Origin of the sequence: Streptococcus sp. HMSC034E03 (assembly GCF_001811505.1) — a bacterium.
In the GTDB taxonomy this organism is placed as follows: domain Bacteria; phylum Bacillota; class Bacilli; order Lactobacillales; family Streptococcaceae; genus Streptococcus.
The window spans coordinates 33359-56295 of record NZ_KV804982.1 but is presented as its reverse complement, the minus strand read 5'-3'; the positions used below and the strand labels follow the sequence as shown (position 1 = coordinate 56295).

Annotated in this window: 22 protein-coding genes; 20 read left to right on the top strand and 2 right to left on the bottom strand. The window is 37.0% G+C overall.

The features are described from left to right. Positions 1 to 179: 179 nt before the first annotated feature. Positions 180 to 1559, top strand: coding sequence for a H2O-forming NADH oxidase (gene nox / locus HMPREF2805_RS05065; protein ID WP_075231660.1), 1380 nt, complete (start codon positions 180 to 182; stop codon positions 1557 to 1559). 94 nt (positions 1560 to 1653) lie between these two features. Here nox and HMPREF2805_RS05060 read toward each other — a convergent pair whose 3' ends face one another. Both HMPREF2805_RS05060 and HMPREF2805_RS05055 read right to left on the bottom strand, forming a co-directional pair. Continuing rightward, a complete protein-coding gene (locus tag HMPREF2805_RS05060) occupies positions 1654 to 2511 on the bottom strand; it encodes a YitT family protein (protein ID WP_075231659.1) in 858 nt (285 codons plus the stop codon). 62 nt (positions 2512 to 2573) lie between these two features. Continuing rightward, positions 2574 to 4229 carry an Rqc2 family fibronectin-binding protein gene (locus HMPREF2805_RS05055; RefSeq protein WP_075231658.1) on the bottom strand — a complete coding sequence of 552 codons (1656 nt, stop codon included), beginning with the start codon at positions 4227 to 4229 and terminating at the stop codon, positions 2574 to 2576. Positions 4230 to 4333: 104 nt separating this feature from the next. Here HMPREF2805_RS05055 and ybeY point away from each other — a divergent pair, with 104 nt between their 5' ends. The 19 genes from ybeY (at position 4334) to HMPREF2805_RS04965 (ending at position 22898) form a co-directional block, all read left to right on the top strand. Continuing rightward, a complete protein-coding gene (ybeY, locus tag HMPREF2805_RS05050; RefSeq protein WP_000275150.1) occupies positions 4334 to 4831 on the top strand; it encodes an rRNA maturation RNase YbeY in 498 nt (165 codons plus the stop codon). Further along, positions 4812 to 5207 (top strand): diacylglycerol kinase family protein, encoded by a 396-nt coding sequence (locus tag HMPREF2805_RS05045; RefSeq protein WP_075231657.1) that lies wholly within the window; start codon positions 4812 to 4814, stop codon positions 5205 to 5207. Before ybeY ends, HMPREF2805_RS05045 begins: the two co-directional genes overlap by 20 nt. 16 nt (positions 5208 to 5223) lie before the next feature. Continuing rightward, positions 5224 to 6123: a GTPase Era gene (gene era / locus HMPREF2805_RS05040; RefSeq protein ID WP_075231656.1), complete on the top strand. Its 900-nt coding sequence runs from the start codon at positions 5224 to 5226 to the stop codon at positions 6121 to 6123. Between the two features lie 295 nt (positions 6124 to 6418). Further along, complete coding sequence (locus HMPREF2805_RS05035) at positions 6419 to 7681, top strand: DUF262 domain-containing protein (RefSeq protein WP_075231655.1); 1263 nt, start codon at positions 6419 to 6421, stop codon at positions 7679 to 7681. Between the two features lie 34 nt (positions 7682 to 7715). Further along, complete coding sequence (locus tag HMPREF2805_RS05030) at positions 7716 to 8834, top strand: AAA family ATPase (RefSeq protein WP_186822558.1); 1119 nt, start codon at positions 7716 to 7718, stop codon at positions 8832 to 8834. Continuing rightward, complete coding sequence (locus HMPREF2805_RS05025; RefSeq protein ID WP_075231653.1) at positions 8824 to 9591, top strand: hypothetical protein; 768 nt, start codon at positions 8824 to 8826, stop codon at positions 9589 to 9591. Before HMPREF2805_RS05030 ends, HMPREF2805_RS05025 begins: the two co-directional genes overlap by 11 nt. A gap of 3 nt (positions 9592 to 9594) precedes the next feature. Next, positions 9595 to 11124 carry a DNA cytosine methyltransferase gene (locus HMPREF2805_RS05020; protein ID WP_075231652.1) on the top strand — a complete coding sequence of 510 codons (1530 nt, stop codon included), beginning with the start codon at positions 9595 to 9597 and terminating at the stop codon, positions 11122 to 11124. A gap of 64 nt (positions 11125 to 11188) precedes the next feature. Then, entirely contained in the window at positions 11189 to 12013 is an 825-nt protein-coding gene (mutM, locus tag HMPREF2805_RS05015) for a DNA-formamidopyrimidine glycosylase (RefSeq protein ID WP_075231651.1), read from the top strand. Next, positions 12013 to 12618: a dephospho-CoA kinase gene (gene coaE / locus HMPREF2805_RS05010; protein WP_075231650.1), complete on the top strand. Its 606-nt coding sequence runs from the start codon at positions 12013 to 12015 to the stop codon at positions 12616 to 12618. The genes mutM and coaE overlap by 1 nt, the downstream gene beginning before the upstream one ends. Beyond that, positions 12605 to 13804 (top strand): multidrug efflux MFS transporter PmrA, encoded by a 1200-nt coding sequence (locus tag HMPREF2805_RS05005; RefSeq protein WP_075231649.1) that lies wholly within the window; start codon positions 12605 to 12607, stop codon positions 13802 to 13804. Before coaE ends, HMPREF2805_RS05005 begins: the two co-directional genes overlap by 14 nt. Continuing rightward, entirely contained in the window at positions 13804 to 13953 is a 150-nt protein-coding gene (rpmG, locus tag HMPREF2805_RS10650) for a 50S ribosomal protein L33 (RefSeq protein WP_001809104.1), read from the top strand. Before HMPREF2805_RS05005 ends, rpmG begins: the two co-directional genes overlap by 1 nt. 39 nt (positions 13954 to 13992) lie before the next feature. Beyond that, positions 13993 to 14226: a preprotein translocase subunit SecG gene (gene secG / locus HMPREF2805_RS05000; protein WP_000282514.1), complete on the top strand. Its 234-nt coding sequence runs from the start codon at positions 13993 to 13995 to the stop codon at positions 14224 to 14226. A gap of 98 nt (positions 14227 to 14324) precedes the next feature. Continuing rightward, the gene (gene rnr, locus HMPREF2805_RS04995) at positions 14325 to 16667 is read left to right on the top strand and encodes a ribonuclease R (protein WP_075231648.1); all 2343 of its coding nucleotides are present in this window, start codon (positions 14325 to 14327) and stop codon (positions 16665 to 16667) included. Then, on the top strand, positions 16630 to 17097 hold the full coding sequence (gene smpB, locus HMPREF2805_RS04990) for an SsrA-binding protein SmpB (protein ID WP_001051741.1): 468 nt from the start codon (positions 16630 to 16632) through the stop codon (positions 17095 to 17097). The genes rnr and smpB overlap by 38 nt, the downstream gene beginning before the upstream one ends. 14 nt (positions 17098 to 17111) lie before the next feature. Next, positions 17112 to 17972 carry an SAM-dependent methyltransferase TehB gene (gene tehB / locus HMPREF2805_RS04985; RefSeq protein ID WP_075231647.1) on the top strand — a complete coding sequence of 287 codons (861 nt, stop codon included), beginning with the start codon at positions 17112 to 17114 and terminating at the stop codon, positions 17970 to 17972. 189 nt (positions 17973 to 18161) lie between these two features. Next, a complete protein-coding gene (locus HMPREF2805_RS04980) occupies positions 18162 to 19310 on the top strand; it encodes a DUF1887 family protein (protein WP_075231646.1) in 1149 nt (382 codons plus the stop codon). Between the two features lie 91 nt (positions 19311 to 19401). After that, on the top strand, positions 19402 to 20358 hold the full coding sequence (locus HMPREF2805_RS04975) for a competence protein CoiA (RefSeq protein ID WP_075231645.1): 957 nt from the start codon (positions 19402 to 19404) through the stop codon (positions 20356 to 20358). Between the two features lie 18 nt (positions 20359 to 20376). Further along, positions 20377 to 22179, top strand: coding sequence for an oligoendopeptidase F (gene pepF, locus HMPREF2805_RS04970; protein WP_075231644.1), 1803 nt, complete (start codon positions 20377 to 20379; stop codon positions 22177 to 22179). 5 nt (positions 22180 to 22184) lie between these two features. Next, a complete protein-coding gene (locus HMPREF2805_RS04965) occupies positions 22185 to 22898 on the top strand; it encodes an O-methyltransferase (protein WP_075231643.1) in 714 nt (237 codons plus the stop codon). Positions 22899 to 22937: the final 39 nt, after the last annotated feature.

The following is a 22937-nucleotide window of genomic DNA, read 5'->3' as shown; positions in this document are numbered from 1 at the left end:
AGAAATATGCTCAAACAAACTAAATTCCCTTGAAATTTGATTCGAAAACGCTGGAAATAAGTTAATATATGTTTTCAATATTTTCAAAAATAAGGGAAAATAAGTAAAAAACTTGTAAACGCTCACAGATAATGATATACTAGAGGAGTAAATAAAAATTAAAAGGTAGGAATTATCTAATGAGTAAAATCGTAGTCGTGGGTGCTAACCACGCTGGAACTGCATGTATCAACACTATGTTGGACAATTTTGGAAACGAAAACGAAATCGTTGTATTTGACCAAAACTCAAACATTTCATTCCTTGGATGTGGAATGGCTCTTTGGATTGGTGAGCAAATCGATGGTCCTGAAGGTCTCTTCTACTCAGATAAAGAAAAATTGGAAGCAAAAGGTGCTAAAGTTTACATGAACTCACCAGTTCTTTCAATTGACTATGATAATAAAGTTGTTACTGCTGAAGTTGATGGAAAAGAACACAAAGAATCATACGAAAAATTGATCTTTGCGACTGGTTCAACTCCAATTTTACCACCAATCGAAGGTGTTGAAATTGTTAAAGGTAACCGCGAATTCAAAGCAACTCTTGAAAATGTACAATTCGTTAAATTGTACCAAAACGCTGAAGAAGTTATCAATAAACTTGCTGACAAGAGCAAACACCTTGAACGTATCGCTGTTGTCGGTGGTGGATACATCGGTGTTGAGCTTGCCGAAGCATTCGAACGTCTTGGAAAAGAAGTTGTCCTTGTTGACATCGTAGACACAGTCTTGAACGGTTACTACGACAAAGACTTCACTCAATTGATGGCTAAGAACTTGGAAGACCACAACATCCGTTTGGCACTTGGACAAACTGTTAAAGCTATCGAAGGTGACGGTAAAGTTGAACGCTTGATCACTGACAAAGAAACATTCGATGTTGACATGGTTGTTCTTGCAGTTGGTTTCCGTCCTAACACAGCTCTTGCTGATGGCAAGATTGAACTTTTCCGCAACGGTGCCTTCCTTGTAGACAAGAAACAAGAAACATCACTTCCAGGAGTATTCGCTGTAGGTGACTGTGCGACTGTTTATGACAACGCTCGTAAAGACACTAGCTACATCGCTCTTGCATCAAATGCTGTACGTACTGGTATCGTAGGTGCTTACAATGCTTGTGGACATGAACTTGAAGGAATCGGTGTTCAAGGATCAAACGGTATCTCTATCTATGGTCTTCACATGGTATCAACTGGTTTGACTCTTGAAAAAGCTAAAGCAGCAGGATACAATGCTGTTGAAACAGGCTTCAACGATCTTCAAAAACCAGAATTTATGAAACATGACAACTATGAAGTAGCAATCAAGATTGTCTTTGATAAAGACAGCCGTGAAATCCTTGGTGCTCAAATGGTATCTCGTGATTCAGCAATCAGCATGGGAATTCACATGTTCTCATTGGCTATCCAAGAACATGTTACAATTGAAAAATTGGCATTGACAGACCTATTCTTCTTGCCACACTTTAACAAACCATACAATTACATCACAATGGCTGCACTTACAGCTGAAAAATAATGATTTGTAAAACGGAAGATTTGCTTCTTCCGTTTTTATCATCAAAAAAAATAGTAACTTCAAATTCGAAGTTACTATTTTTGTTGTCTATGTATTAGGAAGTTTCTTCTTTTACAAAGGTGAAGCCTTCTCCAAGAATTTCGTGAGCTTCAGTGATGGTGATAAAGGCTTTAGGATCAATCGTATGAATCAATTCTTTCATCTTAATCATTTCATTTCTTGCTACGATACAGTAGATAATTTTTAAATCTTTTTGACTGTAGTAACCTTGTCCAGATATGAAGGTGACACCTCGACTTAACTCTTCATTGATTTTATCTGCCACTTCCATAGGCTTTTGAGTGATAATCATAAAACCTTTTCCAGCATATCCGCCTTCACCAATCAAGTCAATAACTCTTGAAACGATGAAGTCAAATAGAAGTGTATAAGTAACGAGACGAAGGTCTTGGAAGATAATTAAAATGAGCATTAAGATGAGGAAGTCTAGTGCAAAGAGTAATTTCCCTACGGAGATATTGGTGTACTTGTTCAGGATTCGAGCAACGATATCTGTCCCTCCAGTGGTACCACCAGCATTGAAGATAATACCTAGACCAAGTCCTAAAAGAACACCCGCAACTAAAGCAACGATGACCAGATCTCCCTCAAGATTAAAGCTGAGAGGAATCTTTTCAAAGATTGCTAACCAAATGGATAAGGAAATGGTTCCGAGTAGGCTGCTGTACAGGGTCTTCGCACCAAATATTTTCCAGGCTAGAATGAATAATGGGATATTGATGATGAGGTTCATCACGGAGATAGGGATGTTAAAGAGATAATAGGTAATCAAGGTGATTCCTGTTGCTCCACCCTCGAATAAGTGGTGGGGCACAACAAAATACGTGAGTCCGAAGGCATAAATGGCAGCTCCGAATATAATAGTTAAAATAGATTTGATATGCCGTAGCATTGAACACACCTCCCATTTTTATTTGAGTCTATAGCAGTAACAGCCCACCAGTATACAAGACTTTATTTGATTTTCATGGACTGAATCTTTTCAGGGTCTGGTGTGACACGGAGGGTCTTTTGCCCAGTATAGGTGACAAAACCAGGTTTTCCACCAGTTGGTTTGTTGAGTTTTTTAACTTCAATCATATCTACCTGAACGAGATTTGAGAGACGCCCCTTAGAGAAGTAGGCTGCAAGTTCTGCAGCGTCTGTTTTAACCTCATCAGTCGGATTGAGATTGGCAGTGATAACAACGTGACTTCCAGGGATGTCCTTAGCATGGAACCAGAGTTCTTCTTTACGAGCCATTTTAAAGGTTAACTCGTCGTTTTGAAGGTTGTTACGACCAACTAGGATAATGGTTTTTCCGTCGCTTGCAAGATATTTTTCAGGTTTCTGTCGTTTCTGGATTTTTTCCCTTTGTCTTCTGCGGATAAATCCTGTTTGAATCAATTCCTCACGAATTTCAGCAATTTCATCTAGTCCAGCCTGGTTGAGAACTGTCTCTACACTTTCTAGGTAACGAATAGTAGCCTTGGTTTCTTCGATTAGTTCAGTCAGGTATTTAACAGCTTCTTTTAATTTCTGATAACGCTTGAAGTAACGTTGAGCATTTTGGTTTGGTGTTAAAGCTTTATCAAGTGCAATCGTGATAGGTTGATTGGTGTAGTAGTTTTCCAAAATGACCTGATCTTGGTCATTGGGAACTTGATGAAGAAAAGTCGTTAGCAATTCACCTTTTTGACGAAATTCCTCTGCATTTTCAGTAGCAAGGAGTTCTTTTTCTTGTTTTTTAAGTTTTTGACGATTTTTTTGTAGCTCATTTTCAACTCGGCGAATGAGTTCGCTAGCCTGTTGCTTAACTCGATCACGCTCTGCCTTATCCTTGTAATAGACATCAAGTAATTGAGAAAGGCTATCAAAATTCTCCGTTGTTTTGCTAGAAAAAGGCACACAAGAGAAAGACTTGTCTGTTAAGCAAGGTTTGGTTTCTTGCTTAAAAAAGCTTCGGAAATTGGATAGTTTATCATTCGTTAATAATTTTTCCAATTCGTTTGCCGTATCTCGCCCTATACCTTGAAAGAGACTCTGGAGATTTTTGGCAGTTAGTTCTTGAGTTTGTAGAATCTCAAACAATTTTTCATCCTTGATGGTAAAAGGATTGAGAGCCTCTGTGCCTGGAGGAGCAATATAAGTAGCACCAGGTAATAAGGTACGGTAGCTATTTTGAGAGAAACCAATATGCTTGATAACTTCAAGGATTTTGTGACTAGACTTATCCACAAGTAGAATATTACTGTGTTTGCCCATAATCTCGATGATGAGTGTGGCCTGGATATGGTCCCCAATCTCGTTTTTATTGGAAACCGTTATTTCCACGATACGATCATTTTCGATCTGCTCGATTGACTCAATAACTGCTCCTTGAAGGTATTTTCTCAATACCATAATAAAAGTAGATGGCTGAGCAGGATTTTCAAAGGTTGACTCTGTTAACTGGATGCGTCCAAAAACAGGATGGGCAGACAGGAGCAAACGATGACTTTTGCGATTGCTACGGATTTGCAAGACCAGTTCTTGTTCAAAGGGTTGATTAATTTTTTGAATGCGACCATTTAGTAACTCAGTTCGCAATTCCTCAACCATGTGGTGTAAATAAAATCCATCAAATGACATGGTTCTCTCCTCGTGAATGTATTCCATAGTATTATATCAAAAAGGTAGAATAAAATCATAGAAATGTGATATAATAAAGCCAAGTAAAGAGAATCGAGAAGCACATGTATATTGAAATGGTAGATGAAACTGGACAAGTTTCAAAAGAAATTTTAGAACAAACACAGGAAATTTTAGAATTTGCTGCAAAAAAAATTGGAAAAGAAGACAAGGAAATGGCGGTCACATTTGTGACCAACGAACGAAGCCATGAACTCAATCTAGAGTTTCGTGATACCGATCGTCCAACAGATGTCATCAGTCTTGAATACAAGCCGGAGTTAGAGATTGCCTTTGATGAGGAAGATCTGGAAAATGATCCCGACTTGGCAGATATGATGTCAGAATTTGATGCTTATATCGGTGAGCTTTTCATTTCCATTGATAAGGCACATGAGCAAGCTGAGGAGTACGGTCATAGTTTTGAACGTGAAATGGGCTTCTTGGCAGTGCACGGCTTTTTACACATTAACGGCTATGATCACTACACTCCCGAGGAAGAAGCGGAGATGTTCGGTTTACAAGAAGAAATTTTGACAGCCTATGGACTCACAAGACAATAAACGAAAATGGAAAAATCGTGACCTAATCTCCAGTTTAGAATTTGCCATTACAGGGATTTTTACTGCGATTAAGGAAGAACGTAATATGAGAAAGCATGCAGCAACAGCTCTTGTAGTTGTCCTTGCAGGTTTTGTTTTTCAGGTGTCACGAATCGAATGGTTATTTCTGCTTTTGAGCATTTTCATGGTAGTAGCTTTTGAGATTATTAATTCAGCTATTGAAAATGTAGTAGATTTGGCTAGTCACTATCACTTTTCTATGTTGGCAAAGAAAGCTAAAGACATGGCAGCTGGTGCCGTGCTCGTAGTCTCACTTTTTGCCGCTTTGACAGGTGCACTCATCTTTCTCCCACGGATTTGGGATTTATTATTTTAAACAGTAAGAGGAAATTATGACATTTAAATCAGGCTTTGTAGCCATTTTAGGACGTCCAAATGTAGGGAAGTCAACGTTTTTAAATCACGTTATGGGGCAAAAGATTGCTATCATGAGTGATAAGGCGCAGACAACGCGCAATAAGATCATGGGGATTTACACCACTGATAAGGAGCAAATCGTCTTTATCGATACTCCTGGAATTCACAAGCCTAAGACAGCACTCGGAGATTTTATGGTAGAGTCAGCCTATAGCACCCTTCGTGAAGTAGATACTGTTCTTTTTATGGTTCCTGCAGACGAGCCACGTGGTAAGGGTGATGACATGATTATCGAACGACTCAAGGCTGCTAAGGTTCCGGTTATTCTTGTGGTCAACAAAATTGATAAGGTACACCCTGATCAACTTTTGGCTCAAATCGATGACTTCCGTAATCAAATGGACTTTAAGGAAATTGTTCCGATTTCAGCCCTTCAGGGAAATAATGTTTCTCGTCTAATCGATATTCTCAGTGAAAATCTTGAAGAAGGTTTCCAATATTTTCCAGCAGATCAAATCACAGATCACCCAGAGCGTTTCTTGGTTTCTGAGATGATTCGTGAAAAGGTCTTACACTTAACTCGTGAAGAAATTCCACACTCAGTTGCAGTAGTGGTGGACTCTATGAAACGAGACGAGGATACAGACAAGGTTCATATCCGAGCAACTATCATGGTCGAACGTGATAGCCAAAAAGGGATTGTCATCGGTAAAGGTGGTGCCATGCTCAAGAAAATTGGGACTATGGCCCGTCGTGATATCGAGCTTATGCTAGGGGACAAGGTTTTCCTAGAAACTTGGGTCAAGGTTAAGAAAAACTGGCGAGATAAGAAGCTAGATTTGGCTGACTTTGGTTATAATGAGAAAGAATACTAAGTAGAGGTGATTTTGCCTTATTAGGCTATTTTTCAATTAGTTTCTAAAAAGGAATAGGAGTTTGAAACTTTTCTATGTAAATCTAAACTAGTGTTAAAAAATTTAGTGATTGATATTTAATAAATAAGAGTAATTGTCTACAGATTTTTGAAAATTTATGTTTAATAAAATATAGTCAATGAATGTGTATAGTTTAATTAGTTTTAATATATTGTTTTATGTGAAATTGTAGGGAACATTATAATTAGTGATAGGGGAATTATAATAGAAAATTAAGGTTGTTAGAGGAGTTACTATGGAACAAAATTTTACAGAAAAATTTAAGGAACAAATAGGTGATTTTGAAGGGGCAGAAGAGGTATCAAATTTATCTGCTTTGAACGATGAAGATTATGAACAACTTAGTGATGATGAAAAAGAGAATTTAAAGAATAACTGGATTTCCTCATCTGCTACTGACTTGAGAAAAGAAGTGAGGATAATTAATGAACCAAATAGCATATTTGATTTGTATAGAAAGTATTTGCGTTTTTTGGAGTGGAAAAAAAATGGAGAAAAAGAGGAAGAGAAGGAAGGGTTAATTATACTTGAACCAGAATTTCAAAGGGATAATGTATGGAGTTTAACAAAGCGACAAGAATTGATTGAGAGTGTTCTGTTAGGTATTCCTTTACCGGCATTTTATTTTTCTGAAGATAGAAATGGAAATTATATTGTCGTAGATGGAAAACAAAGATTAACAACATTTTTTAAATTTATGCATGAAGGGATGAAACTTGGGAAAAATTTAAAGGCGTTAGTTAATAACAAAAGTATAGCAACACATGAGGATTTTGAAGCCAAATTAAGAAATAAATTTGAAGATTTTAAGTTAATATGTTATATAGTATCTTCGACTACATCTCCAGTAATACAGAATGAAATATTCTTAAGAGTAAACCGAGGAGGTATTATTCTAAATAAGCAGGAAATCCGTAATGCTTTAAATCAAGGAAAAAGCACTAGGTTATTAAATAACATATCTCAAAATGAAAATATAGATTTTGTTGCTAAAAAGAGGAAGAAGGATCAATATATTGCTTTAAGATTTTTTTCTTTCTATCTTTTTAGGAAAGATGAAGAATTTATTAGTTGGTATATGGAACAGATTGAAAAACAGGGAATTGATAAATTTAATGTAGATGTGCTATTTGATTTGACTATGAAGTACATTAATAAAAATTCTCAAGATTTTTCAGATAGGCTTTATACTTTATTTTGCGAAGCATATGATAAAAGTCAAATAATATCCGCAAAATTAAAGAGAGCTCAATTTTCTCGTGGAGAGAGTAGAGTAGTTAATATGAACATATTTGAAGTATGGATGTATTTAATGGATTCTATTGATTTTGACGAAAATAGTGAGAAAATTATTGATAGTTTATGTGATGAATACACCCACATGATTAATGATGAAGAGTTTATTGACAAGATTCTTTATTTGAGAGATCAAGAGGAACGAATTAATTATAGATTTAAGTATGTTGAAGGGATTTTGGAAAGAATAAATGATAGATAGAGTGGAAATAAAAAATTTTAAGTCAATTAGAGACATGAAATTAAATTTTACAAATTTTAATCTTATTACTGGAACAAATTCTAGTGGTAAATCTTCACTTATTCAATCTTTGCTTGTAATGTCTCAACGAAATGAAAACGATATTCTAAATGGTAAAGCAATCTCACTAGGAACTCCTATAAATATAATAAATGAAGGAGTAGGTAAAGGTGAGTCCACTAAAATCTCTCTGTATATGGAAGATGGTACTGCATTGGAATGTAGTGTTTCTGCTGAAGAACAAGTAGGTAGTAGAGAGAGATCAACCACAAGTTTTTTTTATGAGAAAGATGTGTTTTACATTAGTGCAAATAGAGCATCGGTTATGGATACTTATCCTAAAAATATAGAACATAATCAGAAAATCGGTAAAAATGGCAGTTACACTTTTGACTATTTTTTAGAAAATAAAGATAAAAAGTTTAGTGAAAAATATTATGAAGATTTATTGCCGTTTAATGAAAAACCTATCTATGAATCTATTGTAAATTATTGGTTAAAAAAATTAACGGGTTATATTTTTGAGGTAGAACACATAGTTGATACTAATGTTATCAGAGTTCTTTTCAATAAAGAATTTGAATATTCTATTAAGTATCGTCCTCAGCATGTAGGTACAGGTGTTTCGTATATACTTGAGCAATTGATTATTTCTTTATTATCAAAAGAAGGTGATATTATTATTGTTGAAAATCCAGAACTGCATTTACATCCAAAAGCACAGAATGAACTGGCTGAATTTTACTTTTGGTTGTCTAAGCACAATAGACAAATCATTATAGAAACGCATAGCGATCATTTTTTTAATGCAGTACGTGTTACAAAATCTCAAAATCCAACTGATGATAGTAAGAAAGTCTACTTTTTCTATCAAGAAGATGGGAATACAACTTCTATTAATATTGAAATGGGAAAATTCGGAACTATCGAAAATATGCAAGAAGAACTTTTTGATCAGTTTAGCAAGGATTTAAGAAAAATGTTGCTTAATGTTGAAGATGATTTAACATTTGATCACCAAGAAGCAGAAGAAGAAGACACGTTGTCTGATGAAGAGTTCGCACTATTAAAGAAAGAATTCGAAGAATTATTAGGTGATGATGATGACGAATGATTATAATAAAATCACTTTATTATATGAGATTGCTTTTAATAAAAGTTCTCAAATTACATATACGAATGAATCCGTTTTTTTTAACACCATACGAACTTTTTCAAATATAATAGGTGCTGTTGAATTTGATAGAAATAAAATTATAAATTTGGACATGTCTTTTTTGTATAATTTATGGTTAGAAGATAAAAACCTCTATACTATATACGAAACAATAAATTCTAGTAATCCAGATAAAACTTATATAGAACATCTGATTGTTAGTATACAACAATATAAAAAATATTCAGGAAATGTAGATAGTGACTTATATAATTTTGTAAAGGATATTAGTGATAAGGACGATTTAGAATTGAAACTCAATCAATTATCTTCAAATCAATTAATTTTATCATTAGATAATGGGAGTTTTTCTTCAATAAAACATAATCAGCATATTATTCAAAAAACAGATTTGATTAATTTCAAGAATCTATATATTAAATCTTATTTTGAAAATGCAAAAAAGATTGGTCGTTTTTTGGAACAAGAATTTAACAATGACATAAAAAGGTTTGATTTCAAAGATGCAAAGGAACATTCTAAATTCCCTCACATACATTTTATAGATAACAAACCGTATTATGGTGTGACTTTATTTTTAATCGATAAGAACTTTCCTGATTGTGAATTATATAAGCATGATGAACATGATAAAAAATACAAGCTACACAAAAAGATTCTAAAATTTTTGGATAGTAAAGGATTTAAGACATAATAAATGTATAAAGTAATTGATTTATTTGCAGGAGCTGGTGGGTTAAGTTTGGGGTTCGAACAAGCAGGGTTTGTGATAAAAAAAGCAGTAGAAAATAATAAATGGGCAAAGGAAACCTATAAAAAGAATCACTCGAATGAAGTAGAAATTTTTGATAATATTATTGATTTACATTTTAGTGATAAAGATATTGATGTTGTTATAGGTGGACCACCTTGTCAAGGTTTTTCAAATGCAAATAGAAATAAATCGGAATTTATTAATAATAATAATTTGTTAGTTAAGGAGTATTTTAGAGTAGTAAAAGAAATTTCTCCAAAAGTTTTTGTGTTAGAAAATGTTAGCTCCATTCTATCGGATAGTCATTTGTTCTTTATGACCAAGGAAGATGAAAAGAATTTTAATATTAAAACAACTGATAAGGAGTTTAAACTATCATTATTTGAAGAAAATAATAAATTTTTAAAAACATTTATATTAAATGATTGTATAGATTCTAGAATATTTACTTATTTGATTCAGGAAGATCTAGCAAGAATATTAAAAATATTATGTAAAAAAAATGAAGATGCTAAAGAATCTTATTTCAAGAAGAATCTTTCTAAAATCGAATCTTTAATTTTAAAGCAACAATTTCATGATGAGTTTTTTGACTATAAAGTCGCTATAGAAGAGTCCATTTCTAATCAACTGATATCAGAAGAAAATGATATACTCATAAAAAAATATATAGATTTAGATAAGTCAATAAAATTTTTAAAATCACTTTATGAAAATAATATTGTATATTCATTTAAAGAAAGTCATAATATATTCATATTAAAAAGTTATACTGTTAGAGAATATATGGAACAGGTTGTTTTGGAAGATTTTTTTCTACAAAGTTTTATTTTAAATGCTAGTGATTATGGAATTCCACAAAATAGAAGACGTTTCTTTCTAATAGGTAAAAACAAAAAATATTTTGGTCAAGATACAAAGCTTGATTTTACGGATTGTACTAGCAAAAGCTATACTATTGGAGATGCTATTAAAGATTTGGAAGACGTTCCAGTAACTACAAACATTGCGGATTCCCCTCCAAAATATAAAAATTTATCTATTTCTAGACAGAATGATTATTTAAAGAGAATTGCAAACAGCAATTTAATATACAATCACATAGTTACGGAAACGAGTGAGATTGCTTTAAAACGTTTTAAAAATCTTAAACAAGGACAAAATTTTCATGATTTGCCAGCTGAACTAAAATCTACATATACTAATTCTGGTAGGACACAAAATACTATCTATCAAAGATTAGATTATAATAGTGTCTCAGGAACAGTTGTGAATGTTAGAAAATCAATGTGGGTTCATCCCAACTTGGATAGATCAATAAGTGTTAGAGAAGCTGCAAGATTACAATCTTTTCCAGATAGTTTTGTATTTTATGGAACAAAAGATTCTCAATATCAACAAGTAGGTAATGCAGTCCCTCCTTTATTAGCCTCAATAATAGCAAAGAAAGTAAGACAACTGTTAATAGAATAATAAAAAAGAATACTAAGTAGAGGTGGGCTCATGCCTGCTTCTTGTTTTTACAGAAGGAGGCCTTATGCCTGAATTACCTGAGGTTGAAACGGTTCGTCGTGGCTTAGAAAAATTGATTTTGGGAAAGAAGATTTCTAATATAGAGATTGCTTATCCTAAGATGATCAAGACAGATTTGGACGAGTTTCAAAAGGAAGTGCCTGGTCAGATTGTTGAGTCAATGGGACGTCGTGGAAAATATCTACTTTTTTACCTGACAGACAAGGTCTTGATTTCCCATCTGCGAATGGAAGGCAAGTATTTTTACTATCCAGACCAGGTTCCTGAACGTAAGCATGCCCATGTTTTCATTCGGTTTAAAGATGGAGGCACGCTTGTTTATGAGGATGTACGCAAGTTTGGCACGATGGAACTGCTGGCACCCGACCTATTGGAAGCCTACTTTGTTTCTAAAAAATTAGGCCCCGAACCAAGAGAGAAGGACTTTGATTTGCAGACCTTCCAAGCTGCCCTAGCCAAATCTAAAAAGCCTATCAAATCCCATCTCCTAGACCAGACCTTGGTGGCTGGACTTGGCAATATCTATGTGGATGAGGTCCTCTGGCGGGCTCAGGTTCATCCAGCTAGAGCTTCCCAAACTTTGACAGTAGCAGAAGCGACAGCCATTCATGACCAGACCATTGCTGTTTTGGGACAGGCTGTTGAAAAAGGCGGTTCAACCATTCGCACCTATACCAATGCATTTGGCGAAGATGGGACCATGCAGGACTTTCATCAGGTCTATGATAAAGCTGGACAAGCTTGTTCACGTTGTGGATCCATGATCGAAAAGATTCAACTCGGTGGTCGTGGAACCCATTTTTGCCCAAAATGTCAAAGGAGAAAGTGATGGGAAAAATTATTGGAATCACTGGTGGTATTGCATCCGGGAAGTCCACCGTCACAAATTTTCTAAGACAAAAAGGGTTTGAAGTGGTAGATGCGGATGCTCTTGTTCACCAACTTCAAAAACCTGGTGGACGACTTTTTCAGATTTTAGTAGAGCATTTCGGTGAAAAAGTCCTTCTAGAAGATGGGGAATTGAATCGACCATTACTTGCCAGTCTGATCTTTTCTAACTCTGATGAGAGAGAATGGTCTAAAGAAACTCAAGGACAAATCATCCGTGAAGAATTGGGCTCTTTGAGAGACAAGCTAGCTCAGACTGAGAATGTATTTTTCATGGATATTCCCCTGCTTTTTGAGCAGGACTATGCTCCTTGGTTTGATGAAACTTGGCTAGTTTATGTAAGCCGAGATACCCAACTAGATCGCTTAATGAACCGTGATCAGTTATCCAAAGAGTCAGCTGAAACTCGTTTAGCTTCACAGTGGCCTTTAGAAGAAAAGAAGAAATTTGCTACTTATATATTAGACAATAATGACAGTCGAGAGCAGCTTTTGAGTCAAGTAGTGACCTTGCTTGAAGGAGGCGATGCCCATGCAAAAGATTAGTTGGAAGGATAATCTTCGTATTGCTTGGTTTGGTTGCTTTTTAACAGGAGCCAGCATTTCTCTCGTTGTTCCTTTCATGCCTATTTTTGTCGAACAGTTAGGAATTGAAGGAGATCAAGTTGCCTTTTATTCAGGGTTAGCTATATCAGTCTCAGCCATTTCTGCAGCCGTTGTATCACCAATTTGGGGTATCTTAGCAGACAAGTATGGTCGAAAACCCATGATGATTCGTGCAGGGCTAGCCATGACTATTACTATGGGTGGTCTGGCCTTTGTTCCAAACGTTTTCTGGCTCTTGTTCTTACGCTTTCTTAATGGTGTTTTTACAGGATTTGTACCCAATGCGACAGCTTTAATTGCAAGTCAAGTCCCCAAAGATAGGTCGGGATACGCTCTAGGGACTTTATCAACTGGTGTTGTCGCTGGAACTTTGACTGGTCCCTTTGTCGGTGGTTTCATTGCCGAAATTTTTGGCATTCGGAATGTCTTTTTATTGGTTGGCGGTTTCTTGTTTTTGGCAGCTATCTTAACCATTCTTTTTATCAAAGAGGACTTTCAACCTGTGCCGAAAGAAAAAGCACTCCCTACAAAAGAGCTCTTTGCTTCTGTTAAATATCCTTTTCTCCTGATAAATTTATTTCTAACTAGCTTTGTGATTCAATTTGCTGCCCAATCTATCGGTCCTATCCTTGCCCTGTATGTACGAGATCTGGGACAGAAAGAGAATCTCCTCTTTGTCTCTGGTTTGATTGTATCCAGCATGGGATTTTCAAGTATGATGAGTGCAGGAGTCATGGGGAAACTAGGTGATAAAGTGGGGAATCATCGACTCCTTGTCGTAGCTCAGGTATATTCAGTTTTCATATATCTATTATGTGCAAATGCGACTAGCCCATTCCAATTAGGCTTCTATCGTTTTCTATTTGGTCTGGGGACAGGAGCTCTGATCCCTGGTGTCAATGCTCTCCTAAGTAAAATGACTCCTAAAGTTGGCATTTCAAGGGTATTTGCCTTTAATCAAGTCTTCTTTTATCTAGGAGGAGTGATAGGTCCCTTAGCAGGATCAGCAGTAGCGGGACAATTTGGCTATCACTCAGTATTTTATGCAACAGCTCTTTGTGTAGCTCTCAGTTGTTTATTTAACCTTATCCAATTTAAAACATTATTAAAAGTGAAGGAAATCTAGTGCGAGTAAAAATCAATCTCAAATGCTCCTCTTGTGGCAGCATCAATTATCTAACCAGTAAGAACTCCAAAACCCATCCAGACAAGATTGAGGTCTTAAAGTATTGCCCTAAAGAAAGAAAAGTGACTCTACATCTTGAATCTAAGTAGAAATTATGGTAGAATAATAGGGATTTTAAGGAGTTTGATATGTATAACCTATTATTAACCATTCTATTAGTATTATCTGTTGTGATTGTGATTGCAATTTTCATGCAACCAACTAAAAACCAATCTAGCAATGTATTTGATGCCAGTGCAGGTGATTTGTTTGAACGTAGCAAAGCGCGCGGTTTTGAAGCTGTGATGCAACGTTTGACAGGAATTTTAGTCTTTTTCTGGCTAGCCATTGCCTTAGCATTGACGGTATTATCAAGTAGATAAGAAAATAATGGGCGGGACTAGGTCTTTGCCTATTTTTATTTTTAAAAGAAATAAGGTTTTACACCAAAAAGAAAATATTATAAATCTAGAAAGTAAACATGAAAGATAAAATAAAAGAATATTTACAAGAGAAGGGGCGAGTCACAGTCAATGACTTGGCTCAAGTTCTTGGAAAGGATGGTTCCAAGGACTTCCGTGAGTTAATCAAAACTCTTTCACTGATGGAGAGAAAGCACCAAATTCGCTTTGAAGAAGATGGTAGTCTCACCTTGAACCAAAAGAAGAAACACGAGATTACTCTTAAAGGAACTTTTCATGCCCATAAAAATGGCTTTGGTTTTGTAAGTCTTGAAGGCGAAGAAGACGATCTTTTTGTTGGGAAAAGTGATGTTAACTATGCCATTGATGGCGATACTGTTGAAGTTGTCATTAAGAAAGTTGCTGACCGTAACAAAGGAACCGCCGCAGAAGCAAAGATTATCGACATCCTAGAGCACAGTCTAACGACAGTTGTTGGGCAAATCGTTCTTGATGAGGAAAAGCCCAAGTATGCGGGCTATATCCGTTCAAAAAATCAAAAAATTAGTCAACCGATCTACGTTAAAAAACCAGCTATTCAATTGGAAGGCACAGAAGTTCTCAAGGTCTTTATCGATAAGTACCCAAGTAAGAAACACGATTTCTTTGTGGCGAGTGTTTTAGATGTTGTGGGACATTCAACAGATGCAGGGATTGATGTTCTTGAAGTCCTAGAGTCTATGGATATTGTCTCAGAATTTCCAGAGGCTGTTCTTAAAGAAGCGGAAAGTGTACCTGATGCTCCATCCCAAAAAGACCTGGAAGGCCGTCTGGACCTGAGAGATGAAATTACATTTACCATAGATGGAGCAGATGCTAAGGACTTGGACGACGCAGTTCACATCAAGCCCTTGAAGAATGGAAATTTTGAACTTGGAGTTCATATCGCGGATGTTTCTTATTATGTAAAGGAAGGTTCTGCTCTTGATAAGGAAGCCCTTAATCGTGCGACTTCTGTCTATGTGACAGATCGTGTAGTTCCAATGCTTCCAGAACGACTGTCAAATGGAGTCTGCTCTCTCAATCCCCAAGTTGATCGCCTGACCCAGTCTGCCATTATGGAGATTGATAAACATGGTCGTGTAGTCAACTACACCATTACACAAACAGTTATCAAGACCAGTTTTCGTATGACCTATAGCGATGTCAATGATATCCTAGCAGGTGATGAGAAGAAGAGACAAGACTATAAGAAAATCGTTCCTAGTATCGAGTTAATGGCTAAGCTCCATGAGACTTTGGAAAGTATGCGGATTAAGCGTGGAGCTCTTAATTTTGATACCAATGAAGCTAAGATTTTAGTAGATAAAAAAGGTAAGCCAGTTGATATTGTCCTTCGTCATCGTGGGACTGCAGAACGTATGATTGAGTCCTTTATGCTGATTGCCAACGAAACAGTTGCCGAGCACTTTAGTAAGCTGGACCTACCTTTTATCTATCGGATTCACGAGGAACCTAAGGCTGAGAAAGTTCAGAAGTTTATTGATTACGCTTCAAGTTTTGGATTACGAATCTATGGGACTGCCAGTGAGATAAGTCAGGAAGCCCTCCAAGATATCATGCGTGCTGTTGAAGGAGAGCCATATGCGGATGTATTGTCCATGATGCTTCTGCGCTCTATGCAGCAGGCTCGTTATTCTGAGCATAATCACGGTCACTATGGATTAGCTGCAGACTACTACACTCACTTTACCAGCCCAATTCGTCGTTATCCTGACCTCCTTGTTCACCGTATGATTCGTGACTATGGGCGTTCTAAAGAAGTAGCGGAGCATTTTGAACAAGTGATTCCAGAGATTGCGACTCAATCTTCAAACCGTGAGCGCCGTGCCATCGAGGCCGAGCGTGAAGTCGAAGCTATGAAAAAAGCTGAATACATGGAAGAGTATGTTGGTGAAGAGTACGATGCAGTTGTTTCAAGTATTGTTAAATTTGGTCTTTTTGTTGAATTACCAAATACAGTTGAGGGATTGATTCACATTACCAATCTACCTGAGTTTTACCATTTTAATGAACGCGATTTAACCCTTCGTGGGGAGAAATCTGGTATTACCTTCCGAGTGGGACAGCAGATCCGTATTCGCGTTGAAAGAGCTGATAAGATGACTGGTGAGATTGATTTCTCCTTTATTCCAAGTGAATTTGATGTCATTGAAAAAAGTTTGAAAGGCTCTGACCGTAAGGATAGAGGGCGTCGTTCAGATAAGAAAGAAGACAAGAGAAAATCTGGTCGCTTAGGTGATAAGCGCAAGCATTCTCCAAAAGACAAGAAGAAAAAGAGCAAGAAACCTTTTTACAAGGAAGTAGCAAAGAAAGGAGCCAAGCATGGCAAAGGGCGAGGGAAAGGTCGTCGCGCAAAATAAAAAAGCGCACCACGATTATACAATCGTAGATACGCTAGAAGCAGGAATGGTCCTGACAGGAACTGAGATCAAGAGTGTTCGAGCAGCCCGCATCAATCTGAAAGATGGGTTTGCCCAAGTGAAAAATGGGGAAGTCTGGCTGAGTAATGTCCATATCGCTCCTTATGAAGAAGGGAATATCTGGAATCAGGAACCAGAACGTCGTCGTAAACTTCTCCTTCATAAAAAGCAAATCCAGAAGTTAGAGCAAGAAACAAAGGGAACAGGGATGACGCTGGTTCCTCTAAAAGTCTATATCAAAGATGGCTATGCCAAGTTACTCTTAGGACTTGCAAAAGGGAAACACGATTACGATAAACGGGAGTCGATTAAACGACGCGAGCAAGATCGTGATATCGCGCGTGTTATGAAAGCAGTTAACCATCGATAGAAAGAGTGAAGTAAATGGAAAAACTAGTTGCCTATAAACGCATGCCTGTCTGGAATAAAGACACCATGCCAGAAGCTGTTCAAAGAAAACACAATACTAAGGTCGGAACCTGGGGCAAGATTACCGTATTAAAAGGGGCTCTTAAGTTTATTGAATTGACTGAGGAGGGGGAAGTTATAGCTGAGCACCTCTTTGAAGCAGGTGCCGATAATCCTATGGCGCAACCTCAAGCTTGGCACAGAGTGGAAGCTGCCACAGATGATGTAGAATGGTATCTGGAATTTTATTGTAAACCAGAGGATTATTTCCCAAAGAAATACAATAGCAATCCAGTTCATTCGGAGGTTTTAGAAGCTATGCAGACGGTGAAGCCATGTAAGGCACTTGACCTAGGATGTGGTCAAGGAAGAAACGCCCTCTTTCTCGCTCAACATGGATTTGATGTCACAGCTGTAGATCAAAATGAGCTATCCCTTGAAATGTTGCAAAGTATCGTAGAGCAAGAAGATTTAGAAATGCCTGTAGGTCTCTACGATATCAATTCAGCTAGCATTGGACAAACTTATGATTTTATCGTATCAACGGTTGTGCTCATGTTTTTACAAGCAGAACGTATTCCTGCTATTATCCGAAACATGCAGGAACAAACCTCTATCGGTGGCTACAATTTGATTGTTTGTGCCATGGATACGGAAGATTATCCATGTTCAGTTAATTTTCCCTTTACCTTTAAAGAGGGGGAATTAGCAAATTACTACCAGGACTGGGAGTTAGTGAAGTATAATGAAAATCCTGGTCATTTGCACCGTCGTGATGAAAACGGAAATCGTATCCAACTACGCTTTGCGACCATGTTGGCAAGAAAAGTAAAATAAAAGACTAAGGGAATAGAAAAGGATTTTTCTATTTCCTTTTTTGTTACCCTAATAAGAAAGGAAGTTCTCAATTTATGCTATACTAGAAGTGTAGGCAAAAAGTTTAAGTAGCCAGAATTTTTATGGATATTTTCAAACATTTAGAAGTTTCCATGCCAACAACCAATGTTTGTATAGGGAGGTAGTAGCATGACCGGTTTGCTAGTAGAAATCTATGATCGCCATTCTTTAGAGAAAAATGTTTATCCAGCCTTCGTGAGTGACTATGACGAGATCCTATTTCTTGCTAGGAAGAAAATCTCCGAAGAAGAAAAGTTGTCATTGAAACATTTTTTGACGAAGCAAGTCCCACGTATAAAACAGGTTCACTTTAGGCAACTAAGTCTTGAAAATCTAGCAGAGAATCTGGATATTATCCTCACAAATGACAAACAAATAACCTTTGATGTTTTTGGAGGCGACTCTTTACTAGCTCTATCTCTTTATCAGTATGCTTTGGACAGAAAGATACAACTTCTTGCGATGGATGTTGACCATGGTCTACAGTATGACTGGAAGCTTGGAAAATTGGAGAAAAAGAACCTGGTGGTTCCGACTCTATCCATCCAGCAGTTGATTGCCCTACGTGGTGGTAAACTACTAAAGTCCAAGCAACCTTTCCATACACCTAAACAGATTGCTGCTATCAAAAAACTGGCAAATTTTGCCCTTACAAATCCTGAAGAGTGGTTAAAAGTAACACAATTTTTTGCTTCGGCAAGGACAAGTAATCTTCATTCTGAAACAGGAAAAGAGCTAGAGAATAATGGGAAACGTTATTCTTACCCTAAATCTATCATTTCCCTATTAACAGATGCTGACTTGCTCCATATTGAAGAGGAAACTTCTAAACAGGTTAGTTATACTTTTTCTACCCCCGAGGCCCAACTGCTTTGTCGGAGCAAAGGCCATATTTTAGAACTCTATCTTTACCTTCTAGCGCTAGAGTCAGAGTATTTTGATGAATGTATGATAGGGGCTGAAATTGATTGGAATGGTATTTTCCCTGAGGCTGATAATGTACAAAATGAGATTGATGTTGTCCTTCGTAAAGGTAGGTCCATTGTTTTTATTTCCTGTAAAATGACAGACTTATCAGTAGAGGCTATAAATGAATTAGAACTTTATGCCACCCATTTTGCCGGGGAAAGTTGTCTAAAACTAATTGTTTGTTCTGGGAAAATAAATCCAGTATACATCAATCGTTGCCATGAATACGGAGTCTTGGTCATAAAAAATGATCAGATTTCTAACATCATTCCGATGTTGGAAAAGAAATTAAAAAGAAAAAGGGGATAAGATTCCTCTATTAATTCGTTAAATAATCCATGAGGCTGTTTTTCTCAGCCTTTTTCTTATTCTTTTCGAATAAAGTAGAAAAGGAGGTTTTATGTTTTTAGCTAGAGATAAAAACGGGCGCCTAGTCAATGCCTTGGAGGATGAACTAGTCAAACAAGATTATTATTGTCCAGCTTGTGGAACAAGTGTTCGCATGAGAAAAGGAAAAAATGTGAGAAGGCATTTTGCGCATGAAAGTCTCAAAAAATGTGATTTTTTTCATGAAAATGAAGGACCAGAACATTTGGAAAATAAGGTGGCACTTTTTAATTGGGTTAAGAAAGATGCTGAAGTAGAGATGGAATATCCTATACCTGAACTGAAGCAGATTGCTGATATCTTTATCAACAAGCAACTAGCTCTAGAAATTCAGTGTAGTCCCATTTCTTGTGAACTTTTAAGGGAGAGAAGCAATGGTTATCGAAGTCTCGGGATTCAAGTTTTGTGGTTACTTGGAGAAAAACTATGGATAAAAGAGCGACTAACTCAACTTCAGAGAGATTTTCTTTACTTTAGTAATAACATGGGCTTTCATATTTGGGAGTTAGACCATAAAAAACAGGTTTTGAGACTCAAGTACCTCCTTCATCAAGATTTGAAAGGGAAACTCCATTATCAAGTCAAGGAATTTTCTTATGACAAAGGAAATCTTCTAGAAATATTACGGACTCCTTATCAGCAACAAAATCTTAGCACTTTTTCGGTCGAACAAGATAAGAACATTTGTCAGTATATTCAAAAACAACTCTACTATCAAAATCCCTATTGGATGAAGCAACAAGCCAAGGCCTACTTGAGAGGGGAGAACCTTTTGAATCTGAAGAATCAGGACTGGTATCCTCAAGTAAGGCCGATAGAAAACGGATCTTTTTGTCAAATTAAACAGGATATTAGTGATTATTATCGTAACTTTCGAATTTATTATCAAAAAAATCCTCAAACAGAGTTACAAAAGCTCTATCCCCCAGCTTTTTATCAGCAATATTTCTTAAAAAATGTGGTAAAATAGAAAGGATGGAGGAATCTTATGGTATTACAACGAAATGAAATAAATGAAAAAAACAAATGGGATCTATCAACGATCTTTGCTACTGATCAGGCTTGGGAAGAAGCACTCAACCAACTGTCAGAGGAAGTGGAAACAGTTGACCAATATGTAGGTCATCTTTTAGACAGTGCTCAGAGCTTGCTTGAAATCACTGAACGTTCTCTAGAGTTAGAACGCCAGTTGGAAAAGCTATATGTCTATGCACATATGAAAAATGACCAAGACACCCGCGAAGCTAAGTATCAAGAATACTATGCTAAGGCTATGACGCTTTATAGCCAGCTGGATCAGGCACTTTCTTTCTACGAGCCAGAGTTTATGGAGATTACCGAGGAACAAATGACTGCTTTCTTGGCTGCTGAACCTAAACTTGAGCTTTATAAACACTTTTTTGATCAGCTCTTACAAAAGAAAGATCATGTTCTTTCACAGCGTGAAGAAGAATTGCTTGCAGGAGCCAGTGAAATCTTTGGTTCGGCTAGTGAAACCTTTGCTATTCTAGACAATGCTGATCTTACTTTCCCTTACGTTTTGGATGACGAAGATAATGAAGTGCAGCTCTCTCACGGAACCTACGTACGTTTGATGGAATCAAAAAATCGTGAGGTACGTCGTTGTGCCTATGAAGCACTTTATGCAACTTACGAGCAGTTCCAGCACACCTATGCTAAGACTCTACAGACCAATGTCAAAGTCCAAAACTACCGTGCTAAAGTTCGTAACTACAAGAGTGCGCGTGAAGCAGCTCTTGCAGCCAACTTTGTTCCAGAAAGTGTCTATGACAACCTAGTATCTGCTGTTCGTAAGCATTTGCCACTCTTACATCGTTATCTTGCACTACGTTCAAAAATCTTGGGTATTCCAGACCTCAAGATGTATGATGTCTATACACCACTTTCTTCAGTAGACTACAGCTTTACTTACGAGGAAGCCTTAAAGAAGGCAGAAGATGCTTTGGCAGTTCTTGGTGAAGATTACTTGAGCCGTGTTAAACGTGCCTTTAGCGAACGCTGGATTGATGTGTATGAAAATCAAGGCAAGCGTTCAGGTGCATATTCTGGCGGTTCTTATGATACCAACGCCTTCATGCTTCTTAACTGGCAGGACAATCTAGATAATCTCTTTACTCTTGTCCATGAAACTGGACACAGTATGCACTCTAGCTATACTCGTGAAACCCAGCCATACGTTTATGGAGACTATTCAATTTTCTTAGCAGAAATTGCTTCAACTACTAATGAAAACATCCTGACAGAAAAATTATTGCAAGAAGTTCAAGATGATGCAACACGCTTTGCAATCTTAAACAACTTCCTAGATGGATTCCGTGGTACAGTCTTCCGTCAAACTCAGTTTGCTGAATTTGAGCACGCTATCCACCAAGCTGACCAAAATGGAGAAGTTTTGACTAGTGAGTTCTTAAATGAGCTTTATGCCGACTTGAATGAAGCTTACTATGGTTTGAGTAAGGAAGACAATCCTGAAATTCAATATGAATGGGCCCGTATTCCACATTTCTACTACAACTACTATGTGTATCAATATTCAACAGGCTTTGCAGCAGCTTCAGCCTTGGCTGAAAAGATTGTTCATGGTAGCCAAGAAGATCGTGATCGCTATATCGATTACCTCAAGGCAGGGAAGTCAGACTATCCACTTAATGTCATGAGAAAAGCAGGCGTTGATATGGAGAAGGAAGACTACCTCAACGATGCCTTTGCTGTCTTTGAACGTCGTTTAGATGAGTTTGAAGCTCTTGTTGAAAAATTAGGATTGGCATAAGACAGATGGTAAAGTCTTATAGTAAAAATGCCAATCATAACATGCGACGTCCTGTTGTCAAGCATGAGATTGTCGAGTTCATGCGCCACAGACAAAAGCAGGTGACGGGTTCTCTAAAAGAGCTAGAAAACTTTGCTCGCAAGGAGAATATCCCTATCATTCCTCATGAAACCGTCGCTTATTTTCGTTTCCTTATGGAAACCATTCAACCAAAAAACATTTTAGAGATCGGGACGGCTATTGGATTTTCAGCACTTTTAATGGCAGAGCATTTACCTAAGTCAAAAATTACCACTATTGACCGAAATCCTGAGATGATTGGTTTTGCCAAGGAAAATTTTGCAAAATTTGATAGCCGCAAACAAATCACTCTCTTAGAAGGTGATGCGGTAGATGTCCTGTCAACGTTGACTGAGACCTATGATTTTGTATTTATGGATTCTGCTAAGTCCAAATACATCGTCTTTCTACCAGAAATCCTCAAACACCTCGAAGTAGGTGGAGTCGTTGTCTTGGATGATATTTTCCAAGGAGGAGATATTGCGAGGGATATTATGGAAGTCCGACGTGGACAACGGACGATTTATCGTGGCTTGCAAAGATTATTTGATGCGACTTTGGACAATCCAGGATTAACCGCTACTTTGGTTCCTCTTGGAGATGGGATTCTCATGCTAAGAAAGAATCAAGCAGAAGTAGAACTGCCTGATATTGATTGATTTCAGATATTTTTAAGACAATTTGGTAAAATAGATAAG